Here is a 25,138-nt window from a genome sequence, read left to right as displayed (position 1 = left end):
GGCCCGCGGTGCGGCGCGCGGGCCTAGGCCGTCACGACTCGTTGGCGCTGTCCTTGCCGGCTTCGATCGAGATGAAGACCTCGACCTCGTCCGAGACGAAGGGCGCGAACATGCCGGCGTCGAAATCCGAGCGCAGCAGGGTCGTCGTCGCATCGAAGCCCAGCCAGGGCTTGTTCTCCATCGGGTGATCGGCCTGCTGGTTCAGCGTGGTGTCGAGCACGACGGATTTCGTGATTCCGTTCAGCGTCAGGTCGCCGGTGATGAGCGCGGTATTCTCGCCCGTCACCTCGATGCCGGTCGAGTTGAAGGTCACCGTCTCGTTGGCGGCGGCGTCGAGGAAGTCCGGCGACGTGAAATGCGCGTCCCGCTGTTCCCAGCCGGTGAACATCATCGTGACCGGCATCGAGACCTGGACCGAGGACGCGGCGGGGTTCTCGGCGTCGAACAGGATCTCGCCCTCGAAGCCGGAGAACATGCCGTAGGTCGTCGAGAACCCGAGGTGGTTGTAGTTGAAGACGATCTGGCTGTGGCTCGGGTCGAGGCTGTAGGCCTCGGGCGCGGCGAGCGCGGGCGCGGCGGCAAGAATGGCGGCGGCGGTCAGGCTGGTTCGGAACATTGGCGTCCTCCGTGTTGAGACGGGAGGAAAGATCGTCCGATCCGCGGCCGAGGAAAGATCGCTGCGCCAACAGAAGCTGTGCGCCGTCGCACCGATTGCGCGGATTTGTCGCCCACTTCTGCGTCACGGCGCCGCATTGCCCCTCGCGAAAAAGTCCCCCGGCGGTCCGGAACAAACCGCCGGGGGGGCTGCGTTTCGGTGGCACCTGCAAACAAGGAGGAGACATTTTATGCTCCGTATTCTGACCACTACCGCCTTTGCCGCCCTGATCGCGACCCCGGTTTTCGCGACCTCGCACGTGTCGTCGGAAGGCGACGGCACCATGGGCGAGAGCGACACGACCGCCGCGATGACCGACAGCGGCTCGGATGCCGCGATGGACGACACCGCGACGGCCAACATGGACGAGCTGATCCGCACCCGCGACATCACCGGCGGGCCGATCTACTCGGTCGCCGCCGCCTATGACGAAGGCAGCTGGATGTCCGGGGACACCATGGCCTACGGCTACGAGAACATGGGCTACGGCACCGACTACGCGCAGATCGGCGAGATCGAGGACATCGTGCTCGACATGTCCGGCCAGATGATCGGCATCGTCGCCGAGATCGGCGGCTTCCTCGATATCGGCGACAAGCACGTGATGCTGCCGGTCGAGGACGTGCGCCTCGTGGCCGTCGACGACGCGACCTACAGCTTCGTGACGCGCAAGACCGAGGAAGAGCTGGAAGCGCTCCCCGCGGTGGACGAAGCCTGGTTCGACTGAGCCCGGCGAGAAATGCGACGAAAGGGGGCCTTCGCGGCCCCCTTTTTTCGTCGTCAGCCATGATGTCCGGCCCGATGTCCGGCCGCGCTTGCGCCGGGGCGCGAAATCGCTATACCCCGCCCATCCCGCCAATCGCTTGTCTGCGTGGCCTCTCGTGTCCGGGCGGCGGGTTCCAGTCCGGGCTATGAAACACGCGCTAGAAAACAGGAGCACACATGCCGCTCTACGAGCATGTCATGATCGCGCGTCAGGATCTGTCCAACGCGCAAGCCGAAGGCCTTGTCGAACATTTCAGCACCGTCCTCGCGGATAACGGCGGCACCGTCGTCGAGAGCGAGTACTGGGGCGTCAAGACGATGGCCTACAAGATCAACAAGAACCGCAAGGGCCATTACGCCTTCCTGCGCACCGACGCCCCGTCGGATGCCGTGCAGGAGATGGAGCGCCTCGCCCGCCTGCATGACGACGTCATGCGCGTGCTGACCGTCAAGGTCGACGCCCACGAGGAAGGCCCCTCGATCCAGATGCAGAAGCGCGACGAGCGGGATACCCGCCGCGAACGTCGATAAGGAGACCGGACAATGGCTGCGAAACCCTTCTTCCGCCGTCGCAAGACCGATCCCTTCGAGGGCCCGAACGCCCCCAAGATCGACTACAAGGACACTCGTCTGCTGCAGCGCTACGTCAGCGAGCGCGGCAAGATCGTGCCCGCGCGCATCACCGCCGTCTCGGCCAAGAACCAGCGCCGCCTCGCCAAGGCGATCAAGCGCGCGCGGTTCCTGGCCCTGCTGCCCTACGCCGTGAAGTGAGGAGAGCATCATGCAACTGATCCTTCTGGAACGCGTGGCCAAGCTCGGCCAGATGGGCGACGTCGTCGACGTCAAGCCCGGCTATGCCCGCAACTTCCTGCTGCCGCAGGGCAAGGCGCTGACCGCGTCCGAGGCGAACATCGCCGCCTTCGAGGGCCGCAAGTCGCAACTCGAAGCCGACAACCTGGAGTCGAAGAAGGAGGCCGACGCGATGGCCGCCCGCCTCGACGGCCAGCAGTTCGTCATCATCCGCCAGGCCTCCGACTCCGGCTCGCTCTACGGCTCGGTCACCACGCGTGACGCCGCCGAGGCCGCGACCGAGGCGGGCTTCACGCTGGATCGCCGCCAGGTGGCCCTGCAGAACCCGATCAAGGAACTGGGCCTGCACAGCGTCACGGTCGTGCTGCACCCCGAGGTCGAGCTCGAGATCGAACTGAACGTCGCCCGCTCGCCCGAAGAGGCCGAGCTTCAGGCTGCCGGCAAGTCGATCCAGGAACTGGCCGCCGAGGAAGAGGCCGCCGCCGAGTTCGAGATCGCCGAGCTGTTCGACGATATCGGCTCCGCCGCGAACGATCTGGGCGACGAGGACACGGGCCCCGTGGAGACGCCCGAGAGCGAAGGCTCCGACGAGGAGCAGCCGCAGAGCTGATCGCGCGTCGCGACCAGACGACAGGAAAGGGCCGCCCCGATCGGGCGGCCCTTTTCGTTGCGGCCCCGATCAGCGCAGGCGCGACGCGAAGCGCTCGCGCAGGACGTTCTTCTTTACCTTCCCCATCGTATTGCGCGGCAGGGCATCGGCGATCTCGTAATGCGCCGGATGCTTGAACCGCGCCAGCCGCGCGCCGACCACGGCACGCACGGCGTCGAGATCCGGAAGCCCCTCCGCGGACGGCACGAGGACGGCGACCGGCGCTTCCCCGAAATCGGGATGCGGGACGCCCACCACGGCCGATTCCAGCACGCCAGCGCAGTCGTCCAGGATGGCCTCCACCTCCTTGGGATAGATGTTGAAGCCGCCCGAGATGATCAGGTCCTTCGCACGCCCGACGATGGTGACGTAGCCGTCGCCATCCCGCTGGCCCAGATCGCCGGTGGTGAACCAGCCGTCGGGCGACAGCTCCTCGGCGGTCTTGTCGGGCATGTTCCAATAGCCCTGGAAGACGTTCGGCCCCCGTACCTCGATCATCCCGGTCTCGCCCGTGGCCACGGGCGCGCCATCCGCGACGATCCGCAATTCCACGCCCGGCAGCGGCGGGCCGACCGTCCCCGCCCGCCGGTCGCCGTCATAGGGGTTCGACGTGTTCATGTTCGTCTCGGTCATGCCGTAGCGTTCGAGGATGCGATGCCCCGTGCGGGCCTCGAACGCGCGATGCGTCTCGGCCAGGAGCGGCGCGGAGCCCGACACGAAGAGCCGCATCTGCCCCGCCAGCGCCCGGTCGAAACGGGCATCGTCCAGAAGGCGCGTGTAGAAGGTCGGCACCCCCATCATCGCCGTGGCCCGCGGCAGGTGGACGAGCATCGCGTCGCGGTCGAATTTCGGCAGAAGGATCATCGCGCCGCCCGCGACCAGGGTGACATTCGTCGCGACGAAGAGGCCATGCGTGTGAAAGATCGGCAGCGCGTGCAGCAGCACGTCGTCTGCGGTGAAGCGCCAAGCCTCGGCCAGGACCCGCGCGTTCGACAGCAGGTTGTCCTGCGACAGCATCGCCCCCTTCGACCGCCCCGTCGTGCCCGAGGTGTAGAGCAGCGCCGCGAGATCGCTCCCTTGACGGACGGCGGGTTCATGTACGGCCGGGGCCTGGGCCGCGGCCTCGGCCAGCGTCCCGCGGCCATCCGCCGACAGCGTGTCGAGACCCGCGCCGCAGCGCGCGGCGATCGGCGCGCTGGCCTCCGCCCGCGCCGGGTCGCAGATCAGCAGCCGCGCACCGCTGTCGGATACGAAATAGGCGACCTCCTCGCCGGTATAGGCCGGATTCAGCGGCAGGAAGACGACGCCTGCGCGGATGCAGGCGAAGACGAGCGCCAGCGCCTCGGCGGATTTCTCGACCTGCAGCGCCAGCCGGTCGCCGGGATGCAATCCCCGCGCGCCCAGAGCATTGGCGAAGCGCGCGGTCATCCGCTCGAAGACGCGATAGGAGATCGTCCGGCCATCGGGCAGGTGCAGGAAGACCGCATCCCGCGCGGCGTGGCGTCCGACAAGGGCATCATGGAGCGGGTTCATGGCATCGATCCTGCGGCGGCGCCGGCGGGCCCGCCGGCAGGGCGGACGTTGCCCCGATTGGGCCGAGGCGGACAATCCCCAAACCGGACCTCGGCCGCCGTCGCATGACAGCCGCCCGCGACGCCCTAGCTTTCCGTCTATCGCAACGATTTCCGGAGCCTGCATTCCATGCGAACCCTCACATTGCCGATCCTCGCCGCGCTGCTGCCCATGGCGGCCGCCGCCCAGACCCACAGCTGGGGCGAACGCAACACCGACTTCCCGCCGGTCTTTCCCGAGCAGTTCCGCGCGCCGCTGACCGATTCCGGCGTCGCGCTGAAGACCGAAGTTTTGGCCGGCGACCTCGTCCACCCCTGGGGCATCGCGACCCTGCCCGACGGCCAGGGCTGGCTGGTGACCGAGCGCGCGGGCCGGATGCGCCATATCGCGCCCGACGGCACCGTCTCGGACCCGGTCGCCGGCACGCCCGACGTCCTGGCCGAGAGCCAGGGCGGCCTGCTCGACGTGGCGCTCGGGCCGACCTTCGCCGAGGATCGCGTGATCTACGTCACCTATGCCAAGCCCGTCGAGGGCGGCAGCGCGACGGCGGCGGCGAAGATGGTGCTGGCCGAGGATCTGGCCTCCGTCTCGGAGGTGCAGGACATCTTCGTGCAGGAGCCGGCCTCGCCCACGCCGATGCATTACGGCAGCCGGATCGTCTTCCTGCCCGACGGCACCGCGGCCATCACAACCGGCGAGCACAGCCGCGACGAGGAGCGGCCCTTCGCCCAGGATCTCGACAAGACCTATGGCAAGGTGGTGCGCGTCAATCTCGACGGCACCACGCCCACGGACAATCCCTATGTTGGGCAGGAGGGCGTGATCGACACGATCTGGTCCTACGGCCATCGCAACATCCAGGGCGCGGCGCTCGACGCGGAGGGCACGCTCTGGACGATCGAGCACGGGCCACAGGGCGGCGACGAGCTCAACCGGCCCGAGCCGGGCGCAAATTACGGCTGGCCGGTGATCTCCTACGGCAAGCGCTACGATTTCCGCGAGGCCGATCCGGGCGGGCCGATCGGTATCGGCCAGGCCGTGGAGGAGGGCATGGAGCAGCCAGTCTATTTCTGGGATCCGGTCATCGCGCCGGGCGGCATGGCCTTCCATTCCGGCGAGACCTTCGCGGACTGGAACGGCGACATCCTGTCGAGCTCGCTCCGGCCCGGCGGCGTCGTGCGCCTGTCGCTCAACGACGCGGGCCTCGTCGTCGAGGAGGAGCGGCTGCTGATGGATCTGGGCCGCGTCCGCGACGTCGAGATCCAGCCCGATGGCAGCTTCATCGTGCTGACCGATTTCGAAGACGGCGAAGTGATCCACGTGACCCCGGCCGACTGAACCGGGGCCCGAGACGCGAAAGGGGCGCCCGCGGGCGCCCCTTTTTTATGGCCTGACGGCGGCGACGTTCAGACGTCTTCGAGCTTCTCCAGCTCGGCCTGCAGCTCGTCCTTGCTGATCGGCTTGTCCGTCACCTTGGCGCGGTCGAGGATCAGGTCGATCACCTTGTCCTCGAAAAGCGGCGCACGGATCTGCTGCTGCGCCTGCTGGTTCTGCTGGATGAACTGGAAGAACTCGCGCTCCTGGCCCGGGTATTGGCGGGCCTGAGTCATGATCGCCTGGGTCATCTCGGCATCGGTGACCTGCACCTCTTCCTTCTGGCCCAGCTCGGCCAGCAGCAGGCCCAGGCGCACGCGGCGCTCGGCCAGCTTCATGTGCTCCTCGTTCGGCTCGATCTTGTCGTGGTCGTGGCCCTGCACCTCGGGGTGCTCCTCGTGCCAGAGCTGGTGCGCGATCTGCTGGGCCTCGGCCTCGACGAGGCTCGGGGGCAGGTCGAAGGTGACCAGCTCGTCGAGCTTGTCGAGAAGCTGGCGCTTCACGATCTGGCGCGCGGCGCCCTGGTACTCGGCGCCCAGGCGCTCCTTGATCTGGCCCTTCAGCCCCTCGAGATCCTCGGCACCGAACTGCTTGGCCATCTCGTCGTCGATCTTGGCGTCGGCCGGCTTCTTCACTTCCTTGATGGTGCAGTCGAAGGTCGCGGCCTTCCCGGCCAGGTGCTCGGCCTGGTATTCCTCGGGGAAGGAGACCTCGACGGCCTTCTCCTCGCCGGCCTTCACGCCGACGAGCTGCTCCTCGAAGCCGGGGATGAAGGAGTTCGAACCCAGCACCAGCGGGTAATCCTCGGCCGCGCCGCCCTCGAAGGGCTCGCCATCGACCTTGCCGACGAAATCCATCACGACCTGGTCGCCATCCTTGGCCGCGCCCTTCTTGGTCTCGAAGGTCTGCGCGTTCTTGGCGAGGCTCTCGAGCGCGTCCTGCACGTCGGCCTCGGCGGGCTCGACGACCGGGCGTTCGATGGCGACGCCGGAGAAATCGACATCCGGCACGTCGGGCAGCGCCTCGTAGGACATGGCGACCTCGACATCGTCGCCGGGCTTCCAGTCCTCGTTGGTCATCTCGACCTTCGGCTGCATGGCCGGGCGGTCGCCCGACTCCTCGAAATGCTTCGTCATGGCGCCGTCGATGCTTTCCTGCATCGCCTCGCCCATCAGGCGGTCGCCGAACTGCTTGCGCAGAAGCGCCATCGGCACCTTGCCCTTGCGGAAGCCCTTCATCTCGATCCCGGGCTGCGCCTCGGTCAGCTTCTCGTGGACCTTGGCGTCGAGATCGGCGGCGGGAACCTTGATGGTGTAGCCGCGCTTGAGGCCGTCGTTCAGGGTCTCGGTCACCTGCATGGGATCATCCTTGTCTGTCTGGCCGGCGCCGCCCGCGTCAGGGCCGCGCCCGCATATGCGAGAACCCCGCGCCCAAGGGCGGGGTGGAAATTCGTGCGCCTGTCTATGGACGGCCCGGAGGGGGCGCAAGCGGATTCCCGGCCCCGGCCCGGGCTCGGCCCCGCGCGGCCGGGGAGGCCCCGCCGGGCGGGCGGGCACCAGGCCGGAAGCGTGCCATGCCGCGCGGTCCGATGGGGTCCGGGGACGCGACTGCTTCGAACCGTCGCGGGGGTGGTCTGGGCGGCGGAAGCGCCGTCCCGCCCGGTCCGTTTTCCGCGAAAGCGCCCTCGATACCGCAGCACTGCCGCCCCGGCGCCGCGCGATCCCTCATGTCCGGCCCGCGTCTGTCAAACGCGCGATCCCCAGTGCGAACACGGCGTGAGGCATTCCTGGAAGTTTTGGGGCCTTCCGGCGGCCATCGGCACGCGCATCGCCAGTATGCGCGCCCGGCCCCGGTGCCACAGCCGTCACATCACGATCCCGCCCTAATGCATCGCACGCGCACCGGCCTTTCAGGAGCGACGCGGGAACCGGCTGGCCCGAAGGGACCCTGCCCGGCCAGCCGCTAGTAGATGTAACGGATCTGTTCGGCCCAGTAGCGTTCCACCCGGCGCAGGGTGGACACGATCTCGATCAGGCCCGCGTCGGAGAGCACGCCGGTGTGCCGGATCCCCTCGGCATGGCGCGAGAAGAGCTCCGCCACCGCGTCGCGCACCTCGCGTCCCTTGGCCGTCAGCCGCACGCGCACGGCGCGGCGGTCGATCTCGCAGCGCTCGTGATGCATGTAGCCCATCTCGACCAGCTTCTTGAGATTGTAGCTTACATTCGAGCCCTGGTAGTAGCCGCGGGTCTTCAGCTCGCCCGCGGTGACCTCGTTGTCGCCGATATTGAACAGCAGCAGGCCCTGCACGGCGTTGATCTCGAGGAGGCCCAACCGCTCGAACTCGTCCTTGATGACGTCGAGCAGCAGGCGGTGCAGCCGCTCGACGAGGGTGAGCGCGTCGAGATAGCCGGACATGAAATCCGGCGTGCTTCGGGGCGTGAATTTTTCGAGGCGGCTCATGGCGGTCTTTCCGGCTGCTCTGCTTGGCTCCGGGTCATGCCGTCAATTCGCGAATTTTCCGTTAAGACTCGGCCCGGACCGCCGTCATTGCGCAGTCCCGGGAACGCGATGCGCCAATTCCCGGATCAGCGGCGCGAAACGCGGCGGGGGGGCGGCCTGCCCGGTCACCCAGGCGAAGAGATCCTGGTCGTTCTCGCCCAGCAACGCCTCGAAGAGATCGAGCCCCTCCGCGCTCAGCCCGGCGAGGCGGTCATTCGCGTAACCGCCGAGGATCAGGTCCATTTCCTTGATGCCGCGCCGCCAGGCACGGATCCGCATGCGCTTGACGCGGGGCTCTTCGGTCATGCCTCGTCTCCGAGCCGGCTGCGCAGCCGGCCTTCCAGCAGCGCAAGGCGGTCGGTGAGGCGGGCCGCCTCCCGGCGCAGGCGCGCGACCTCGCCCAGAAGCTCGTCATCGGTCTGCTCGGTCGAGAGCGTGACCGCCGGGCCCTCGCCGGTGCCCGTCATCAACCAGACGAGCGACACGTTCAGCACGCCCGACAGCATCGACACGCGGTTGGCGCGCGGCTCGGCGCGGTCCTCCTCCCAGGCGCGGATGGTCTTGAGCTTCACCCCGAGATTCTCGGCCAGTTGCGCCTGCGTGTACCCCGCCGCGGTCCGCGCCCCCGAAAGCCGGTCCCCGAAGGTCGTCAGGTCCGGATGGTACCAATCCCGTTCCAGTGCTGCGGTGTCGGCATGCTCGTCGCTCATCTCGCGGCTCCTTGATCGCAGGTCGGGGGCACCCTAGGACGAGGGCACCTGCCCTGCCAACCGGAGCGTCCCCATGTCTGACTCGGCTTTCCTGTCCGAAACCCTAGCCCGGGTGAAGCCCTCGCCCACCATTGCCGTCACGAACATGGCGCGCGAGCTGAAAGCGCAGGGGCGCGACGTGATCGGGCTGGGCGCGGGCGAGCCGGATTTCGACACGCCGCAGAACATCAAGGACGCCGCCGTCGCGGCCATCGCGGCGGGCAAGACGAAATACACCGCCGTCGACGGTATCCCCGAGCTGAAGCAGGCGATCTGCGACAAGTTCAAGCGTGACAACGGGCTGGATTACACGCCGGCGCAGGTCAGCGTGGGCACGGGCGGCAAGCAGATCCTCTACAACGCGCTGATGGCGACGCTCAATCCCGGCGACGAGGTGGTGATCCCGGCGCCCTACTGGGTCAGCTATCCGGACATGGTCCTTCTGGCCGGCGGCACGCCGGTGCCGGTCGAGGCCGGGATCGAGACGGGCTTCAAGCTGACCCCCGAGGCGCTGGAGGCGGCGATCACGCCGAAGACCAAGTGGTTCATCTTCAACTCGCCCTCGAACCCGACGGGCGCCGGCTACACCGCGCAGGAGCTCAAGGCGCTGACCAACGTGCTGCTGGATCATCCGCATGTCTGGGTGATGACCGACGACATGTACGAGCATCTCGTCTTCGACGATTTCCGCTTTGCCACGCCCGCCGAGGTCGAGCCGCGGCTCTATAACCGCACGCTGACCTGCAACGGGGTCTCCAAGGCCTATGCGATGACCGGCTGGCGGATCGGCTATGCCGCGGGGCCCGAGAAGCTGATCGCCGCGATGCGCAAGGTGCAGTCGCAATCGACCTCGAACCCGTGCTCGATCAGCCAATGGGCCGCGGTCGAGGCGCTGAACGGGCCGCAGGACTTCCTGGAGCCCAACAACGCGCTCTTCAAGCGCCGCCGCGACCTCGTGGTCGCGGGGCTCAATGCCTGTCCCGGCCTCGATTGCCCGGTGCCGGAAGGGGCGTTCTACGTCTATCCCTCGATCGCGGGCTGCATCGGCAAGACCAGCGCCGGCGGCACGAAGATCGACGATGACGAGACCTTCGCGAAGGCGCTGCTGGAGGAAGAGGGCGTGGCTGTCGTCTTCGGCGCGGCCTTCGGTCTGAGCCCGCATTTCCGCGTCAGCTACGCCACGTCAGAAGACCAGCTGAGCGCGGCCTGCGACCGCATCAAGCGCTTCTGCGAGGGGCTGAGCTGAGCATGGCGACGAAGAGCGGTCTGCCCCCCTACTACTTCCGCGTGAAGGAGAACGGGGCGCTGGTCTTCCGGGTCGACACCGAGAACCGGCAGCGGCGGCTCGAGCTCGACCAGATCGCGACGGTCAACGTCAACAACGGTCAGGTGAAGCCGCAGGGCGACACGGCGCTGACGCCCGCGGACGAGGCCGCGATTGCGGAGTGGATGGAGGCGCGCCGCGCCGAACTGGCCGCGCGCGACCTCGACGACATCCTGCGCACCGTCGATCACCTCAACCTGACCGCCCACTGGGCGCAGGCCCGCGCGACCGAGGCGCAGCTCGACGCGGTGACCGACCGGCTGCTCCTCGCGATGCACGACCTGCGGACGGTGCTGGTGCGGAAACGGGCGGACCGGGTCCTCGAGGACTGACGGCCCACCCGCGCTCCGGCGCTTAGCGGGACGGGGAGCAGCCGCCGAGATCGTCGCAGAACACGCCGGCCAGACCACCGATGATCGCGCCGCGGTCGCCGTTGCCGTTTACCGCCTTTGCGGCGCCGTAGCCCACGGCCGCGCCGACGAGGCCGCGCTCCACGTCGCTGTCGATGAAGCCGCCGGGGGCGCAGGCGGAAAGTAGGGCGGCGGACAGGGCGAGGGGCAGGATCTTTTTCATGTTCGGGTCTCCGGGATTGCCGGTCTTGGCCGGCGAGGAATGATGGGGCGCCGCGGGTCGCGGCCACCGGCACGAAAGATGCGAGGCTTGACGCTCACGCGCCCCGCAGCCGGTCGATGCCATCTGGGGCGGGCCGGGCCCGATATGCGATTTCCGGCGGGCCCGGCCCGCGTGCCATCGTCTTGCGGCGGAATGCTATCGGATGACATCGCTCGTCCCGGGCGGGCGCCGGTCGGCCCCGCGCCTTCCGCGTGACTCTGCCGCGCGGCTGCCCTAAGCCCGGCGCCATGAAAATCGCGACGTTCAACATCAACGGAATCAAGGCCCGCGCCGAGACGGTCGCCGCCTGGCTGCGCGACGAAGCCCCCGACGTGGCCGTGCTGCAGGAGATCAAGTCGACCGACGAGGCCTTCCCGCGCGAGCTGATCGAGGATGAAGGCTACGAGCTGCACACCCACGGGCAGAAGGGCTTCAACGGCGTGGCGCTGCTGTCGAAGACGCCGCTCGAGGACGTGACGCGCGGCCTGCCGGGCGACGACGCGGACGAGCAGGCGCGCTATATCGAGGGCACGGTGATCGGCGCGACGGGCGCGGTGCGGATCTGCGGGCTCTACCTGCCCAACGGCAACCCGGCGCCGGGGCCGAAATACGACTACAAGCTGGGCTGGATGGCCCGGCTGGAGGCGCGGGCGAAGGAATTGCTCGCCGCCGAGGAGCCGTTTCTGATGACCGGTGATTTCAACGTCATCCCCGAGGATCGCGACGCCCATCGCCCCGAGGCCTGGCGCAAGGACGCGCTGGCCCTGCCGCAAAGCCGCGAGGCGTTCCGCCGGATCGAGTGGCTGGGCCTGACCGAGGCGTTCCGCGCCCGCAACCAGCAGCCGGGCCAATACAGCTTCTGGGACTACCAGGGTGGGGCCTGGAATCGCGGCGACGGCATCCGGATCGACCATTTCCTGCTCTCGCCCGCCGTGGCCGACCGGATGACCGATTGCACCATCCAGGCCGAGATGCGCGGGCGCGAAAAGCCGTCCGACCACGTCCCGGTCTGGCTGACGCTCGACATCTGAGCCGCGCGCCGCGGCGCCGCAATTTCACGAAGGACATTCGACATGCGCACCGTCCCCCTCGGCCGCGACGACACCATCTCCGAGATCATGCTGGGCACGATGACCTTCGGCACGCAGACGCCGGAGGCCGACGCCCATGCCCAGATCGACATGGCGATCGACGCCGGCGTGACCTGGCTCGACACCGCCGAGATGTACCCGGTCAACCCGGTGCGCGCCGAGACCATCGGCCAGACCGAGGAGATCGTGGGCCGGTGGATCGCGCAGGGCGGGCGCGGCCGAATCCGCATCGCCACGAAGCACACCGGCGAGGGCAGCCACCCCCGCGACGGCGCCGACATCACCCCCGAGAGCATTCCGCGCGCCATCGAGGGTAGCCTCGAGCGGCTGCAATCCGAGACCATCGACCTCTACCAATTCCACTGGCCCAACCGCGACAATTATTGCTTCCGGCGCTATTGGGGCTACCGGCCCTCGGGCGACCGGGCGGCGATCGTCCAGAACCTCGCCGACTGCGTCGGCGCGCTGGAGCGCGAGATCGCGCGCGGCACGATCCGCGCCTTCGGGCCGTCGAACGATTCCTGCTGGGGCATGGACCAGTTCCTGCGCCTGGCGGGCGACGGACCGGCGCGGCCGGTGTCGCTTCAGAACGACTATTCCCTGCTGCAGCGGCAGGCGGATACCGACCTGACCGAAATGATGGTCTACGAAGAGGTCACGATGCTGGCCTATTCGCCGCTCGCCGCGGGGCTGCTGACCGGCAAGTATCAGAACGGCGCGGTGCCCGAGGGGTCGCGCAAAACGATCAACAGTGACCTCGGCGGACGCTGGACCGACCGGGTGGAGCCGGCGGTCGCCGCCTATCTGGAGCTCGCGCGGGCGCATGGCATCGACCCGGTCCACATGGCGCTGGCCTGGCTGCAGACGCGGCCCTTCGCCTGTTCGGCCATCCTGGGTGCGACGACGTCCGAGCAACTGGCGCCTGCGCTGAAGGCGCAGGATCTCGTACTGTCCGACGACCTGGTGACCGCGATCGACGCGACCCACAAGGCGCATCCCCTGCCCTATTGAGCCCGGGCCGGGCCGGCGCGGCTAGCCCGCGCTCGCGCCCAGCTTGTCGAGCCAGCGCTCCACGCGGGCGCGGTTCACGCCCATGTCGGACACGCCGAAGCGCGAGCGGCTCCAGATCAGCAGCCGCGCGCCGTCGCCATCGGGCTCGACCTTGACCGAAATCGCGTCGGGCCAGCCGATCAGGCGGGAGCGCTGGACATAGGTCACGAAGCCCTCGTCCAGCGAGCCGGCGATCGCCTCGGTGCCCGGCTCGCCCAGCGCGATCGCGTCGAGCTCGGTCGCGACGACCAGTGGCGCGCGGTCGAGGCGCACGGGCTCCATGTCGCCCCCGGGGGCCACGCGGAATTCATTCGGGTTGCCGGTGCTGGCGCCCGAAGCGGGATCGATATGCCAGCGGGCGGCCGGCATGGGTGCGGCGCGGACGCCGATGGCTGCGGCGACGGGCAGGCCCAGCGCCAGCGCGAGAAAGGTGCGTTTGATCATGTCGCGTATCTAGCCCGCCAAACGCGGCGCACCAAGGCCCACCCGCAGGATCTGAAGATCGGCGACATTCGTGCCCGTGGGCCCGGTGATCAGCAGATCTCCGGCGGCCCGGAGCGCGGGATAGCTGTCGTTGCGCGCGAGCATCGCCTCCACGTCCAGCCCTGCCGCCGCGATGCGCGCCAGCGTGCCGTCATCGACGATCGCGCCCGCCGCATCGGTGGGCCCGTCGCGCCCGTCGGTGCCGCCCGACAAGAACGCCCAAGGCGCGCCCAGATCGCGCAGGGCCAGCGCGACGCGCAGCGCCAGTTCCTGGTTGCGGCCGCCGCGCCCCTCGCCGCGCAGGACCACCGTCGTCTCCCCGCCCCAGAGCGTCAGCCCCGGCCCGCCGCGGGCCGCCTTCGCCACGCGGGCCGCCGCCGCGGCCACGTCGCCCTCCAGCGGCACGGGATCGACCCGCGCCTCGGGCGCCGCCGCCGCCATCGCCTCCAGCGACAAGGCGTTCGACCCGACCAGCCGGGTCTCGACCGGGGTGTCGGTGCGGGCCTCGCCGCGGCCAGCGCCTGGCGACAGCTCTCCGGGATCCGCATCCAGAGGCCCGCCTCCTCGAGCAGGCGGCGCGCCGCGGCCGGGTCGCCCAGCGGCGGCACAACCGGACCCGACGCGATGGCGGCGAGGTCGTCGCCCACCACGTCCGACAGGATCAGCGCCGTGGCCTCCGCCGGCGCGATGGCGCGCGCGAGCCCCCCGCCCTTCAGCCGGCTCAGGTTCTGGCGCACCAAGTTCATCGCCCGGATGTCGAGGCCCGCGCCGAGCAGCAGGCGCGACACTTCCGCCTTCTCGGCCAGCGTCACGCCCGGCAAGGGCGCGACCGCCAGCGCGGAGCCGCCGCCGGATATGAGGACGAGCGCGCGCTGCCCCGCGCCCAGCGCCTCGGCCGCGGCCAGCAGCGCCGCGCCGCCTTCCGCCGAGCCCGCATCGGGGATCGGATGCCCGCCCGCGATGACGCGTGCGCCGAGCAGCTCCGCCGCGTTCTCGGGATTGGTTACGACGATGCAGGGCGTGCCCGGAAACCGCGCGAGCGCGGGGCGCGCCATCGCGATCGCGGCCTTGCCCAGCGCCAGGATCAGGTCCGGCGCCGCGCCGGGCAGCGCAGCCGTCACCGCGGGACCCGGCATGGCCCGGGCCACCCCGGCCTCGAAGATCTCGCGCAGCCCGTCGCGCATGGCGCCCCTCCGTCGGGTCGACCGGGCGAGCCGCCGGGCTGCCCGAATTTCGCCCGGATCGCGTGGAGAGTGGTGCGGGTGAAGGGACTCGAACCCCCACGCCTCGCGGCGCCAGAACCTAAATCTGGTGCGTCTACCAGTTCCGCCACACCCGCTCCGGGGGCTGCTCTAGCATTCCGTCCGCCGACCCGGAAGGCCCCGAAGAGTCCCCGCGTCCGTCAAGATCGTGCCGCAATTGACGCGCACAGGTGAGAGACTGCCGACGAACCAGCCACGGGATCACTGCCATGACCGTCCAGCTCCGCAAGAACGCAGATCAGCTTGTCGCCGCCGCCACCACCGTCTCGCACGGCGCGGCCAACGACACGCTCAAGGGCGGGATCGCCCGTGGCACCGTGATTCTGACGATGAAGGGCGAGGTGCCGGTCGAGGCGCTGACGGCGGGCGACCGCGTCATCACCCGCGAGCGCGGCATGGCCGTTATCCGCGGCATCGAGACCGTCGAGGGCCCCGCCTGCACCATCCGCACCGACAGCCTGGGCCTCGCCCGGCCGGAGCGCGACACCACCGTCGCCGCCGACCAGCACGTCGCCGTGCGCGACTGGCGCGCCGAGGTCCTGTTCGACGCCGGCGCGGCCCTGGTCCCCGCGCGGCGCCTGTGCGACGGCAAGCAGATCGCGGCCTTTGGCGAGGCCGAGTTCTTCCGCCTGCGCTTCGACACGCCGCTGACGGTCTATGCCAACGGTCTGGAGACGCCCACGGGCCGCACCGAGACCGGCGTGATCGAGATCCTCGACGGCGACTGAACGCGCCGAGACGACTCGCTTCGGATCGAAGCCCGGGCCCGCCGCCCGGGCTTTTTCATGGCCGCGTTAACGATTTCGCAACAATTGCTGTGCCAGCGTCGGACCTCTTCGGAAATGCCGTGCAACGCGACTGGGCGGGAGTTAGCGTCGTGACACGAGAAGCGAAAAATCGCGCGAGCAGTGACATGCCCACCTTCTTCCAGCCGGCGTCCCCGCCCGGGGTCCCCGTGTTGCGCGGGCATTCCCTGCGCCACGCCCTGCTTGCGGGCAGCCGCGTCCTGACCGCCACGGGCGAACGCCATGTCGAAACGCTGAAGCCGGGCGACCGCGTCATCACGCGCGACCGGGGTATGGTCCGGATCCGCGCGCTGCGCCGCAGCCCGGTCCGACCCGGCTGCGCGATGGTGCTGATCCCGGCGGGCGCGATGGGGCGCGGACGGCCGGAGCGGGATGTGACCCTGCCCGCCGACCAGCCCGTCGTCCTGCGCGACTGGCGCGCCCGTACGCTGTTCGGCGCGAAGGAGGCGCGGGTCGCCGCCATCCGTCTGGTCGACGGGGGCGTGATCCGCCGCGTTACCGGCGACGCGGCCGTCGCCTGGGCGCTGGTCCTCGACCGCCCGGCCGCGATCTATGCCGATGGGCTGGAACTGGTCACCGGAGCCCTCGACGCGCTGGACGCGTGACCCGCCGGGCCGCCGGCCTGTCTCCCCAGATCGAAGCCGGTCACATCTTCCGCCGCGCCTCTGGCGGGCGGCGAACGGATGCGACACTCTCAAAGGGAAGGCCGTGGGATGGGCGGAGCGACGGGACATGGACGAGGATCGCGACGTCATCCGGATCACGGCGGTCCTGCGCCAGGCCGCGGATGCGCTTCTGGCGGCGACGGACGGGGATGCGGATGAGGCGGTGGGGCTCGCGCGCTTCAACGCCGAGCGAGACGATCATGAGACCGCGCGCGAGTTCCGGTTCGCGCAGGATCTCCTTCATCTCTGCATGCGCCGCGCGCTGGCTGCGCATGGCGATCGGCCGCTGATCGAGGTGATCGACACCGGCCCGCCGCCGCCGGAGCGGCGCATCCTCTACGAACTCGAGATCCCGACGGAGTAACGGCCCGCGCGCGGCCGGATCGCGGTCAGGTCCCGTGGGCGAGCGCGCGCAGGACGGATGGCAGCGCCTCGGGGAGGTCTTCGGCGATCAGGCCGGGCCCGAAGACGCGCGCGGCCTCGACATGGAGCCAAGCCGCCCGGCAGGCCGCGTCGAACGGCGCGGTCCCGCGCGCGAGCAGGCCCGCGATCAGCCCCGCCAGCACGTCCCCCGCCCCCGCCGTCGCCAGTTGCGGCGTGGCGCGGTCGTAGGCGGCGGCGTGGACGGCGACCGTCCCGTCCGGCGCGGCGATGATCGTGTCCGGCCCCTTCAACAGGACCGTCGCGCCCGCCCGGGACGCGGCCTCGCGGGCGGCGTCGATGCGCGACCAGAGCGGCCCCTGCGCCGCCGGAGCCCGCAGGCGCTCGGCCAGGTCGGGAAACAGGCGCGCGAATTCGCCGTCATGTGGCGTCAGCACGCAATTCGCGTGGAGCGGCCCGAAGGGTGCATCGCGCGCGGCGAGGACCGTCAGCGCGTCGGCATCGAGGACGCAGCCCCGCCCCGCCGCCAGAGCCGCATCGACCAACCCTGCCGCGCGGTCGCCCGTGCCGAGACCCGGCCCAAGGCAGAGCGCGTTGAAGCGCGCGTCCCGCAAGAGCTCCGCCAGCGCCGCGCCGTCATCCACCCGACGCAGCATCACCGCCATGGACTGGGCCGCGCATTCCAGCATCGCGGATCCCGGCGCGCCCAGCGTCACGAGGCCCGCGCCCACGCGCAGCGCCGCGCGGGCGGCCAGCCGCGCCGCGCCGGTGTGGCCGAACCCGCCGGTCAGGACCAGCGCGTGGCCATCGTCGTATTTGTGGCCGCCGCCCTTCAGCAGCGCCGCCGCGTGGGGCGGGCCGACCAGCTTGGCCGCGGCGCCGCTCAGATCGAGCCCCAGATCCACCAGCCGCACCTGCCCGCAGAGCGCCGGCCCCTCGGCCAGCGCGTGCCCCGCCTTCCACGCGCCGAAGCTGACGGTCAGATCGGCGCGCACCGCCTGCCCCGGCGCGAAGACGCGCCCGCTATCCGCGTCGAGCCCGCTGGGCACGTCCAGCGCCAGAACGCGCGGCCCGGCGCGGCTGGCCGCGAAAAGCGCCTCAAGGCCCTCGGGGGCCCGCGCGAGCCCGGTGCCGAAGACCGCATCGACCAAAAGATCCGCCCCCTGGACCCGCAGCTCCGAGAGCGGCCGCGGCGGCCCGCCCCAGCGGGCCCGCATCCCCGCCGCGTCGCCGCCGGCGCGCGGGGTGCCCAGCGCGAAGACCGTCACGTCCCAGCCGCGCTGCGCCAGAAGCCGCGCGACGACATAGCCGTCGCCCCCGTTATTGCCTGGCCCGCAGGCCAGGACGGCGCGCCCCGGCCGGGCGGCGAGGTCCGGCCAGGCCGCCTCCATCGCCGCGACGGCGCCGGTTCCGGCCCGCTCCATCAGCTCCGCCCCGGTGGCGGCGCCCGACTCGAAATGGGCGGCCTCGATGGCGCGCATCCGGGCAGCGGTGAAGAGCGATCCGTCCATGATTTCCTCTACTGCACAAAAAATCGGCACGATGCCGCATTTCGCGCCAGCGGCGCCGAAACCCGGCGCGCAGGCCGCGCTCTCTCAGGCTATGCGATTGTGGGCCGGGGTCCAGCCTGCCACGCACGGCACCGACGCTCGGGAGGGATTGCGATGAAGAAGATCGAGGCCATCATCAAACCGTTCAAGCTGGACGAGGTGAAGGAAGCCCTTCAGGACATCGGCATCCAGGGCCTGTCGGTCACCGAGGTGAAGGGCTTCGGTCGCCAGAAGGGTCATACCGAGCTCTATCGCGGCGCCGAATATGTCGTCGATTTCCTGCCCAAGGTGAAGATCGAGGTCGTGCTGACCGACGACCTCGTCGAGGGGGCCATCGACGCGATCGTGCAGGCGGCGAAGACCGACAAGATCGGCGACGGCAAGATCTTCGTCTCGCCCGTCGAGCAGGCCATTCGCATCCGCACCGGCGAGACCGGCGAAGACGCGATCTGACCACACGAAACCACCGGACAACTCAAGGAAGGGGAACCCCATGAGCAAGGACGCGGTCCTCAAGCAGATCAAGGACGAGGACGTCGAATATGTCGACATCCGCTTCACCGACCCGCGCGGCAAGCTGCAGCACGTCACGGTGATGTCGGACCAGGTCGATGCCGACTTCCTCGACGAAGGCTTCATGTTCGACGGCTCGTCGATCGCGGGCTGGAAGGGGATCGAGGCCTCGGACATGAAGCTCATGCCCGACACCGAAAGCGCCTATATCGATCCGTTCTACGCCGAGAAGACGCTCTGTCTGCATTGCTCGGTCGTCGAGCCCGACACCGGCGAGCCCTATAATCGCGACCCTCGCGGCACCGCGCAGCTGGCCGAGGCCTACCTGAAGTCCTCGGGCATCGGCGACGCGGCCTATTTCGGCCCCGAGGCCGAGTTTTTCCTGTTCGACGACGTCCGCTTCTCGAACAAGATGAACAAGGTGAGCTTCGAGGTCGATGCCGCCGACGCCGCCTGGAACACCGATTCCGAATACGAGATGGGCAACATGGGCCACCGGCCCGGCGTCAAGGGCGGCTACTTCCCCGTGAACCCGACCGACGCTGCCCAGGACCTGCGCTCCGAGATGCTCTCGACGATGAAGCGCATCGGCATGAACGTCGACAAGCACCACCACGAGGTGGCGTCCTGCCAGCATGAGCTGGGCCTGATCTTCAGCTCGCTGACCAAGCAGGCCGACGAGCTGCAGAAGTACAAATACGTGATCCACAACGTGGCCCACGCCTACGGGAAATCGGCCACCTTCATGCCCAAGCCCATCGCGGGCGACAACGGCACCGGCATGCACGTGAACATGTCGATCTGGAAGGACGGCAAGCCGCTCTTTGCGGGCGACCAGTACGCCGACCTGTCGATGGAGGCGCTGTATTTCATCGGCGGCATCCTGAAGCATGCGAAGGCGCTCAATGCCTTCACCAACCCGGCCACCAACTCCTACAAGCGCCTGATCCCGGGCTTCGAGGCGCCGGTCCTGCGCGCCTACTCGGCCCGCAACCGCTCGGGCTGCGTGCGGATCCCGTGGACGGAGAGCCCCAAGGCCAAGCGCGTCGAGGCCCGCTTCCCGGACCCGGCCGCCAACCCCTACCTCGCCTTCTCGGCGCTGCTGATGGCCGGCCTCGACGGCATCCAGAACAAGATCCACCCCGGCGATCCGTCGGACAAGGATCTCTACGACCTGCCGCCGGAAGAGCTGGCCTCGATCCCGACGGTCTGCGGGAGCCTGCGCGAGGCGCTGGAGGAGCTGGAGAAGGACCACGAGTTCCTGCTGGCCGGCGACGTGTTCACCCGCGACCAGATCGAGGGCTACATGGCGCTGAAGTGGGACGAGGTCTACGCCTACGAGCACACGCCGCACCCGATCGAATACCAGCTCTACTATAGCTGCTGATCGGCCGGTGGGCGCCCCAGGGGGCCCACCCGAATGGCGAATGGATCGGGGCGGCCTTCGGGCCGCCCCGCTTCGTTTCGGCACGCACCTTGCCAGCCCCCGCCGCTGCGGCCATCCTGCCGCCCATGACCGATGAACGCAGAGAGCGCGGCGAGCGCCGCCGCAGGGAGGTTCTGGGCGACGCCCATGTGGACCGCTCGCAGGCTGATCCCGCGGGGCTCGATGCGAAATTCGTTGACCTGACCACGGCCTCGGCCTGGGGCACGGTCTGGGCCTCCGACGCGCTGCCCTTGCGCGAACGCTCGATGATCACGCTCGCCATCCTGGCCGCGACGGCGTCGTGGGAGGAGTTCGAGTTGCACCTGCGCGCCACCGCCAATACCGGCGCGACGCCCGGCGACATCGTCGAGGTCGTGCAGCATGTGGGCATCTATGCCGGCATCCCGCGCGCCAACACGGCCATCAAGATCGCCAAGCGCATCCTCGCGGAGATGGAGGGGTGAGCGAGCCACCGGGCGGGCTGATCCCGCGGGCCCGCGGCCTGCACCCGCCCGCGCTTTCGCCCGACTATCGCACCACGGTCCTGCGGTCGCCGCGGCTCGCGCCGATATCCTTCTCCTCGACCCCGTCCGAGGAGACCGGCCCGGTCTTCGGCCATGACCTGATCGGCGAGACCGATGCCGATCTGATCAACAATTTCGGGCCCGGGAATGCCATCGGCGAGCGGATCATCGTCATGGGCACCCTGCGCGACGAGACGGGCCGTCCCGTCCCCGACGCGCTGATCGAGGTGTGGCAGGCCAATGCGGGCGGCCGCTACCGCCACGCTAAGGACGGCTATCTCGCCCCGCTCGACCCGGGCTTCGGCGGCTGCGGGCGCTGCATGACGGATGCCGAGGGCGCCTTCGCCTTCCGGACCGTACGGCCCGGTCCCTATCCCTGGCCCAACGGCGTGAACGACTGGCGGCCCGCGCATATCCATTTCAGCGTCTTCGGCCATGCCTTCGGGCAGCGCCTGGTCACGCAGATGTATTTCGAGGGCGACCCGCATATCCCGCTCTGCCCCATCGTGCGGTCGATCCCCGACCCGGCGGCCATCGACCGGCTGACCGCGCGGCTGGACATGGCGGCGACGATCCCGATGGATGCCCGCGCCTGGCGCTTCGATATCACCCTGCGCGGCCGCCGCGCGACCCCGTTCGAGGGGCGGCCATGAGGAGTCGGCCAGCCAGACCGCGGGCCCTTACGTCCATATCGGCCTCGCCCCCAACGCCGCGGGCATTCCGATGTTCGGCGGCCGCGACTTCGGGGCCGCGATGATCGCGGGCGACCCGGCGGGCCCGCGGATCGTGCTGACGTGCCGCGTCCTCGACGGCACCGGCGCGCCCCTGCGCGACGCGATGCTGGAAATCTGGCAGGCCGATGCGGAGGGACACATCCCGCCGCGCGATCCCGGTCTCGCCGGCTGGGCGCGGCGGGCCTGCGACGCCGAGACCGGCCTCTGGCGGCTGGAGACGGTCCGGCCCGGCCCGGTCGCCGGTCAGGCCCCGCATATCACGGTGATGATCTTCGCCCGCGGCATCAATCTCGCCCTGCACACGCGGATCTATTTCGAGGGCGAGGAGGCCAATGCTGCCGATCCCCTGCTCAACCGCATCGACCCGCCAGAGCGGCGCGCGACCCTGATGGCACAGCCAGGCGCCGACGGCGGCTGGCATCTGGACATTCGGCTGCAGGGCGTCGACGAGACGGTGTTCCTGGACGTCTGAGGCCCCCATGAAGATCCTGATCCTGAACGGCCCGAACCTGAACCTGCTCGGCACCCGCGAGCCGCATATCTACGGCGCCGACACGCTGACCGATGTCGAGGCGTCCTGCCGGGCGATGGACCTGGCCGAGCTCGATTTCCGACAGTCGAACCACGAGGGCATCCTGATCGACTGGATCCAGGAAGCCCGCGGCCATACCGATGCCATCGTCATCAACCCCGGCGGCTTCAGCCATACATCGGTGGCGATCCTCGATGCGCTCAACGCCTTCGAAGGCCGCGTGGTCGAGGTGCATGTCTCGAACATCCACAAGCGCGAGGCCTTCCGGCACCATTCCTATGTCAGCCACCGGGCCGACGCGGTGATCGCGGGGCTGGGCGTCGAGGGCTACCGCGCCGCGCTGCGCTGGCTCGCCGGCTGATCCTCGGCGGCGTCGTCGTCGCCCGGCGCGTCGTCATCGTCGTCGATCAGGATGCGCGCCGCCGCGCCTTCGAGGTCTTCGTATTGCCCCGACCGCATCGTCCAGATGCAGGCGACGAGGCCGAGACCGCCGAGAAACAGCGAGATCGGGATGAGGAAGACGAGGATGCTCATGCGCGCCTCATGGCGTTCAGGACGACGGTGATCGACGAGGCCGACATGGCCAGCGCCGCGATGAGCGGGGTGGCCAGCCCCGCCAGCGCAAGCGGCACGGCCACCAGGTTATAGGCCAGAGCCAGGCCGAAATTCTGGCCCATCCGGCGCACGGCGCCCCGCGCCTCGGCCGTCAGGCGCGGCACGACGGCGAGATCCTCGGCCAGAAGGACCGCATCCGCCACGCTCCGCGCGGCATCGAGCGCGCGGCCGGGGGCCAGCGAGGCATGGGCGGCGGCCAGCGCGGCCGTGTCGTTGATCCCGTCGCCCAGCACCAGGACCCGGTGCCCGGCATCCGCGAGTTCGTCCACCATCGCGGCCTTCTCCTCGGGGCCAAGCCCGGCGGCGAAGGGCACATCGCCCAGCCGCGCGGCGATGCGGGCGGCGCGGTCGGGCGTGTCGCCGGTCACGATGCGCAGCGCGTAGCCCTGCGCGCGCAGCCCCGCGACCATCTCGGCCGCGCCGGGGCGCAGCGTCTCGCCCGCGTCGATGGTCAGCTCGCGCGACCCGATGCGCAGGACGGTGCCCGCCGCGCCCCGGCCCAGGAAGACGGGCGTGCCCTGCCACAGGGCCGAGACGCCCTGGCCCGGAACCTCGCGCAGGTCCTCCAGATCGGCGGGCGGCGCGGTCAGGCGCTCGGCCAGCGCCCGGGCGACGGGATGGTCGGAGGCCTGCGCCAGGGCGCGCGCGATGCCCGCCGCCTCGGGCTCCAGGCCCGCGCCATCGGCCACCGGCATTGTCAGCGTGCCGGTCTTGTCCAGCAGGATGGTATCGACCTCGGCCAGACGCTCCAGCGCGGTCGCATTCTTCAGAAGCACGCCCTGCCGAAACAGACGCCCGGCGACGCTGGCATTGACCGCCGGAACCGCGAGCGCCAGCGCGCAGGGGCAGGTGATGATCAGGACCGCCGTCGCGATGCCCACGGCCAGACGCAGATCGCCCGCGGCCCACCACCAGCCCGCGAAGGCCGCGAAGGCCAGCAGGTGCACGACCGGCGCGTAGGCGGCGGCGGCGCGGTCGGCCAGCGCGGTGTAGCGGTGGCGACCGGCCTCGGCCGTCTCGACCAGCGCGGCGAGGCGGCGCAGGGTGCTGTCCTCGGCCCGCGCGGTGGCGCGCAGGCGCAGGGGGCGGTCGAGTACCGCCTCGCCGGCGCTGACCGGCCCCCCGGCGGGCAGCTCGACCGGGCGGCTTTCGCCCGTCAGCGCCGAGCGATCCAGCCGCGCGGCATCCAGCGCGATCCCGTCCACCGGCGCGCGCGCGCCCGCTGACAGCGCGATGACGTCGCCCGGTGCGATCTCGGCCACGGCGACGGAGCGGCGGGTGTCGCCCTCGATCCGCGTCGCGCGGGGCAGTTCCAGCGCCGTCAGGTCGGCCGCGGCGGAGCGGGCGGCCACCCGCGTGCGGTGGTCGAGATAGCGGCCCACCAGCAGGAAGAAGGTCAGCGACAGCGCGGCCTCGAACCAGGCGACATGGCCGTCCGCCGCCGTCTCGGCCAGCGAGACGCCGCAGGCGAGGCAGATGGCCAGCGCGATGGGCACGTCCATGTTCAGCCGCCCGGCCCGCAGCGCGCCCCAGGCCGAGGCGGCGAAGGGCTGCGCGGCGAAGGCCAGCGCCGGCAGCGCGATGGCGGCCGAGATCCAGTGGAAGAGGCCGCGCGTCGCCTCGGCCGCGCCGGCCCAGACCGCGACGGAGAGCACCATCACGTTCATCATCGCGAAACCCGCCACCGCGATCCGCGCCAGCAGCGCCCGGCCCGCTGCGTCGCCACCCGACTGCGCCAGCGCCGCCTCGTCCAGCTCATGCGCCTCGAACCCCGCGCCCTCCAGCGCGGCGAGCGGGCCCGCGGCGCCCAGCCCCGGGGCCGTCACCACCCGCACCCGGCGGCGCCCCAGATTGACCCGCGCCTCGCGCACGCCCGGCGTCGCGGCGAGCGTGCGCTCGACCCCGGCGATGCAGGCGGCCGAATGGATGGCGGGCAGCGACAGGAACAGCACTTCGCCGCCGGCATCGGCGGCGATCGCATCCTGCGGCAGCGCCGCGCAGGCGGGACAGGCGGCGAGCGCGCTCATCCGCCGATATGGATCGGGATGCGGCGGCGGAAGGGCGTGCCGTCGGGCGCGCGCAGATCGACGCGCAGGTTCCAGTTGCCGGGCGCGAGGTCGACCGGCGCGACCCAGGCCGCGCCGTCCCAGGCGAAGGCGGGGACGCGATCATCGGCGACATGGGTGGCGCGGCCCAGCGTGGCCGAGACGATCTCGGGGCGCACCGCCGCGCCGTTGGCGCCGGTGATGGCCAGGCGGAGCGCGGAGGCCTCGACCGCGGCCCCGACATCCCAGCCCAGCGCGTCCTGCGCCGCGCGGTCGGCATCGAAATGCTGCGAGGCGATATAGGCGCTGTCGGTCTCCAGCCCCGGGAAGGTGCGCACCGCGTTCACGGCCAGCGCGACATTCACCGCGATGATGATCGCGAAGCCCCCGACGAAGAGGCCCAGCACGTGCCAGCCGGTCAGCTGGCGGGATTTTTCGAGTGACGCGGCCAT

General features: G+C 70.2%; 32 protein-coding genes and 1 tRNA gene. 18 read left to right on the top strand and 15 right to left on the bottom strand.

The genetic code is table 11. The features are described 5' to 3' along the window. Positions 1-31: 31 nt before the first annotated feature. Positions 32-616, bottom strand: a complete 585-nt coding sequence (locus P8627_RS13835) for a YceI family protein (RefSeq protein ID WP_279964787.1) — start codon at positions 614-616, stop codon at positions 32-34. Between the two features lie 229 nt (positions 617-845). Here P8627_RS13835 and P8627_RS13830 point away from each other — a divergent pair, with 229 nt between their 5' ends. From P8627_RS13830 to rplI, 4 genes are all read left to right on the top strand, one after another. Continuing rightward, positions 846-1,382 carry a PRC-barrel domain-containing protein gene (locus tag P8627_RS13830; RefSeq protein ID WP_279964786.1) on the top strand — a complete coding sequence of 179 codons (537 nt, stop codon included), beginning with the start codon at positions 846-848 and terminating at the stop codon, positions 1,380-1,382. Between the two features lie 215 nt (positions 1,383-1,597). Continuing rightward, entirely contained in the window at positions 1,598-1,951 is a 354-nt protein-coding gene (gene rpsF, locus P8627_RS13825; RefSeq protein WP_279964785.1) for a 30S ribosomal protein S6, read from the top strand. 12 nt (positions 1,952-1,963) lie between these two features. After that, on the top strand, positions 1,964-2,191 hold the full coding sequence (gene rpsR, locus P8627_RS13820; protein ID WP_279964784.1) for a 30S ribosomal protein S18: 228 nt from the start codon (positions 1,964-1,966) through the stop codon (positions 2,189-2,191). A 10-nt stretch (positions 2,192-2,201) separates the two neighbouring features. Beyond that, on the top strand, positions 2,202-2,840 hold the full coding sequence (gene rplI, locus P8627_RS13815) for a 50S ribosomal protein L9 (RefSeq protein WP_279964783.1): 639 nt from the start codon (positions 2,202-2,204) through the stop codon (positions 2,838-2,840). Positions 2,841-2,909: 69 nt separating this feature from the next. Here the strand turns inward: rplI and P8627_RS13810 are convergent, their stop codons facing one another. Continuing rightward, complete coding sequence (locus tag P8627_RS13810; protein WP_279964782.1) at positions 2,910-4,412, bottom strand: malonate--CoA ligase; 1,503 nt, start codon at positions 4,410-4,412, stop codon at positions 2,910-2,912. A gap of 168 nt (positions 4,413-4,580) precedes the next feature. Here P8627_RS13810 and P8627_RS13805 point away from each other — a divergent pair, with 168 nt between their 5' ends. Then, positions 4,581-5,789: a PQQ-dependent sugar dehydrogenase gene (locus P8627_RS13805; RefSeq protein WP_279964781.1), complete on the top strand. Its 1,209-nt coding sequence runs from the start codon at positions 4,581-4,583 to the stop codon at positions 5,787-5,789. Between the two features lie 68 nt (positions 5,790-5,857). Here the strand turns inward: P8627_RS13805 and tig are convergent, their stop codons facing one another. The 4 genes from tig to P8627_RS13785 all read right to left on the bottom strand — a co-directional run bounded on the left by tig (position 5,858) and on the right by P8627_RS13785 (position 9,034). Further along, on the bottom strand, positions 5,858-7,183 hold the full coding sequence (gene tig, locus P8627_RS13800; protein ID WP_279964780.1) for a trigger factor: 1,326 nt from the start codon (positions 7,181-7,183) through the stop codon (positions 5,858-5,860). A 604-nt stretch (positions 7,184-7,787) separates the two neighbouring features. Further along, positions 7,788-8,285, bottom strand: a complete 498-nt coding sequence (locus P8627_RS13795; RefSeq protein ID WP_279964779.1) for a MarR family winged helix-turn-helix transcriptional regulator — start codon at positions 8,283-8,285, stop codon at positions 7,788-7,790. A gap of 84 nt (positions 8,286-8,369) precedes the next feature. Continuing rightward, a complete protein-coding gene (locus P8627_RS13790) occupies positions 8,370-8,630 on the bottom strand; it encodes an FAD assembly factor SdhE (RefSeq protein WP_279964778.1) in 261 nt (86 codons plus the stop codon). Continuing rightward, complete coding sequence (locus P8627_RS13785; RefSeq protein ID WP_279964777.1) at positions 8,627-9,034, bottom strand: helix-turn-helix domain-containing protein; 408 nt, start codon at positions 9,032-9,034, stop codon at positions 8,627-8,629. Before P8627_RS13785 ends, P8627_RS13790 begins: the two co-directional genes overlap by 4 nt. A 73-nt stretch (positions 9,035-9,107) precedes the next feature. On the opposite strand from P8627_RS13785, the gene P8627_RS13780 reads away from it, so the two are divergent. Further along, entirely contained in the window at positions 9,108-10,319 is a 1,212-nt protein-coding gene (locus P8627_RS13780; RefSeq protein ID WP_279964776.1) for a pyridoxal phosphate-dependent aminotransferase, read from the top strand. A 2-nt stretch (positions 10,320-10,321) separates the two neighbouring features. Beyond that, entirely contained in the window at positions 10,322-10,729 is a 408-nt protein-coding gene (locus P8627_RS13775; RefSeq protein ID WP_279964775.1) for a hypothetical protein, read from the top strand. Between the two features lie 22 nt (positions 10,730-10,751). Here the strand turns inward: P8627_RS13775 and P8627_RS13770 are convergent, their stop codons facing one another. Continuing rightward, complete coding sequence (locus tag P8627_RS13770) at positions 10,752-10,970, bottom strand: hypothetical protein (RefSeq protein WP_279964774.1); 219 nt, start codon at positions 10,968-10,970, stop codon at positions 10,752-10,754. Positions 10,971-11,257: 287 nt separating this feature from the next. Here P8627_RS13770 and xth point away from each other — a divergent pair, with 287 nt between their 5' ends. Next, entirely contained in the window at positions 11,258-12,040 is a 783-nt protein-coding gene (gene xth / locus P8627_RS13765; protein WP_279964773.1) for an exodeoxyribonuclease III, read from the top strand. A 42-nt stretch (positions 12,041-12,082) separates the two neighbouring features. Beyond that, on the top strand, positions 12,083-13,111 hold the full coding sequence (locus P8627_RS13760; protein WP_279964771.1) for an aldo/keto reductase: 1,029 nt from the start codon (positions 12,083-12,085) through the stop codon (positions 13,109-13,111). Positions 13,112-13,132: 21 nt separating this feature from the next. Here P8627_RS13760 and P8627_RS13755 read toward each other — a convergent pair whose 3' ends face one another. The 4 genes from P8627_RS13755 to P8627_RS13745 form a co-directional block, all read right to left on the bottom strand. Next, a complete protein-coding gene (locus P8627_RS13755) occupies positions 13,133-13,594 on the bottom strand; it encodes a DUF1499 domain-containing protein (RefSeq protein ID WP_279964770.1) in 462 nt (153 codons plus the stop codon). A gap of 9 nt (positions 13,595-13,603) precedes the next feature. After that, on the bottom strand, positions 13,604-13,999 hold the full coding sequence (locus P8627_RS17020) for an MOFRL family protein (RefSeq protein ID WP_347882275.1): 396 nt from the start codon (positions 13,997-13,999) through the stop codon (positions 13,604-13,606). Next, positions 13,966-14,817 (bottom strand): glycerate-2-kinase family protein, encoded by an 852-nt coding sequence (locus tag P8627_RS13750; RefSeq protein WP_347882274.1) that lies wholly within the window; start codon positions 14,815-14,817, stop codon positions 13,966-13,968. The genes P8627_RS17020 and P8627_RS13750 overlap by 34 nt, the downstream gene beginning before the upstream one ends. Before the next feature lie 70 nt (positions 14,818-14,887). Continuing rightward, a tRNA-Leu gene (locus P8627_RS13745) sits at positions 14,888-14,972 on the bottom strand. A 132-nt stretch (positions 14,973-15,104) separates the two neighbouring features. Between P8627_RS13745 and P8627_RS13740 the strand changes: the two genes are divergently transcribed. The 3 genes from P8627_RS13740 to P8627_RS13730 all read left to right on the top strand — a co-directional run bounded on the left by P8627_RS13740 (position 15,105) and on the right by P8627_RS13730 (position 16,730). Next, positions 15,105-15,623, top strand: a complete 519-nt coding sequence (locus tag P8627_RS13740; protein WP_279964769.1) for a Hint domain-containing protein — start codon at positions 15,105-15,107, stop codon at positions 15,621-15,623. A gap of 185 nt (positions 15,624-15,808) precedes the next feature. Beyond that, complete coding sequence (locus P8627_RS13735; RefSeq protein ID WP_279964768.1) at positions 15,809-16,306, top strand: Hint domain-containing protein; 498 nt, start codon at positions 15,809-15,811, stop codon at positions 16,304-16,306. 127 nt (positions 16,307-16,433) lie between these two features. Next, positions 16,434-16,730, top strand: coding sequence for a hypothetical protein (locus tag P8627_RS13730; protein ID WP_279964767.1), 297 nt, complete (start codon positions 16,434-16,436; stop codon positions 16,728-16,730). A gap of 25 nt (positions 16,731-16,755) precedes the next feature. Here P8627_RS13730 and P8627_RS13725 read toward each other — a convergent pair whose 3' ends face one another. Then, on the bottom strand, positions 16,756-18,258 hold the full coding sequence (locus P8627_RS13725) for an NAD(P)H-hydrate dehydratase (protein ID WP_279964766.1): 1,503 nt from the start codon (positions 18,256-18,258) through the stop codon (positions 16,756-16,758). Between the two features lie 153 nt (positions 18,259-18,411). Here P8627_RS13725 and P8627_RS13720 point away from each other — a divergent pair, with 153 nt between their 5' ends. The 6 genes from P8627_RS13720 (at position 18,412) to aroQ (ending at position 22,387) form a co-directional block, all read left to right on the top strand. Next, entirely contained in the window at positions 18,412-18,750 is a 339-nt protein-coding gene (locus tag P8627_RS13720) for a P-II family nitrogen regulator (protein WP_279964765.1), read from the top strand. Positions 18,751-18,790: 40 nt separating this feature from the next. Next, on the top strand, positions 18,791-20,197 hold the full coding sequence (gene glnA, locus P8627_RS13715) for a type I glutamate--ammonia ligase (protein ID WP_279964764.1): 1,407 nt from the start codon (positions 18,791-18,793) through the stop codon (positions 20,195-20,197). A 125-nt stretch (positions 20,198-20,322) separates the two neighbouring features. After that, complete coding sequence (locus P8627_RS13710) at positions 20,323-20,700, top strand: carboxymuconolactone decarboxylase family protein (RefSeq protein WP_279964763.1); 378 nt, start codon at positions 20,323-20,325, stop codon at positions 20,698-20,700. Beyond that, on the top strand, positions 20,697-21,413 hold the full coding sequence (gene pcaH / locus P8627_RS13705; RefSeq protein WP_279964761.1) for a protocatechuate 3,4-dioxygenase subunit beta: 717 nt from the start codon (positions 20,697-20,699) through the stop codon (positions 21,411-21,413). The genes P8627_RS13710 and pcaH overlap by 4 nt, the downstream gene beginning before the upstream one ends. Continuing rightward, complete coding sequence (pcaG, locus tag P8627_RS13700; RefSeq protein WP_279967470.1) at positions 21,364-21,966, top strand: protocatechuate 3,4-dioxygenase subunit alpha; 603 nt, start codon at positions 21,364-21,366, stop codon at positions 21,964-21,966. Before pcaH ends, pcaG begins: the two co-directional genes overlap by 50 nt. 7 nt (positions 21,967-21,973) lie before the next feature. Then, positions 21,974-22,387 (top strand): type II 3-dehydroquinate dehydratase, encoded by a 414-nt coding sequence (gene aroQ, locus P8627_RS13695; RefSeq protein WP_279964759.1) that lies wholly within the window; start codon positions 21,974-21,976, stop codon positions 22,385-22,387. Here aroQ and ccoS read toward each other — a convergent pair. The 3 genes from ccoS to P8627_RS13680 are packed head-to-tail and all read right to left on the bottom strand — an operon-like array spanning position 22,354 to position 25,138. Continuing rightward, positions 22,354-22,560, bottom strand: coding sequence for a cbb3-type cytochrome oxidase assembly protein CcoS (gene ccoS, locus P8627_RS13690; RefSeq protein WP_279964758.1), 207 nt, complete (start codon positions 22,558-22,560; stop codon positions 22,354-22,356). The two genes, aroQ and ccoS, sit on opposite strands and share 34 nt — an antisense overlap. After that, positions 22,557-24,668: a heavy metal translocating P-type ATPase gene (locus P8627_RS13685; protein WP_279964757.1), complete on the bottom strand. Its 2,112-nt coding sequence runs from the start codon at positions 24,666-24,668 to the stop codon at positions 22,557-22,559. The genes ccoS and P8627_RS13685 overlap by 4 nt, the downstream gene beginning before the upstream one ends. Next, entirely contained in the window at positions 24,665-25,138 is a 474-nt protein-coding gene (locus P8627_RS13680; RefSeq protein ID WP_279964756.1) for a FixH family protein, read from the bottom strand. The genes P8627_RS13685 and P8627_RS13680 overlap by 4 nt, the downstream gene beginning before the upstream one ends.

Origin of the sequence: Jannaschia sp. GRR-S6-38 (assembly GCF_029853695.1) — a bacterium.
In the GTDB taxonomy this organism is placed as follows: Bacteria; Pseudomonadota; Alphaproteobacteria; order Rhodobacterales; family Rhodobacteraceae; genus Jannaschia; species Jannaschia ovalis.
This window is presented reverse-complemented; position numbering and strand designations above follow the sequence as displayed.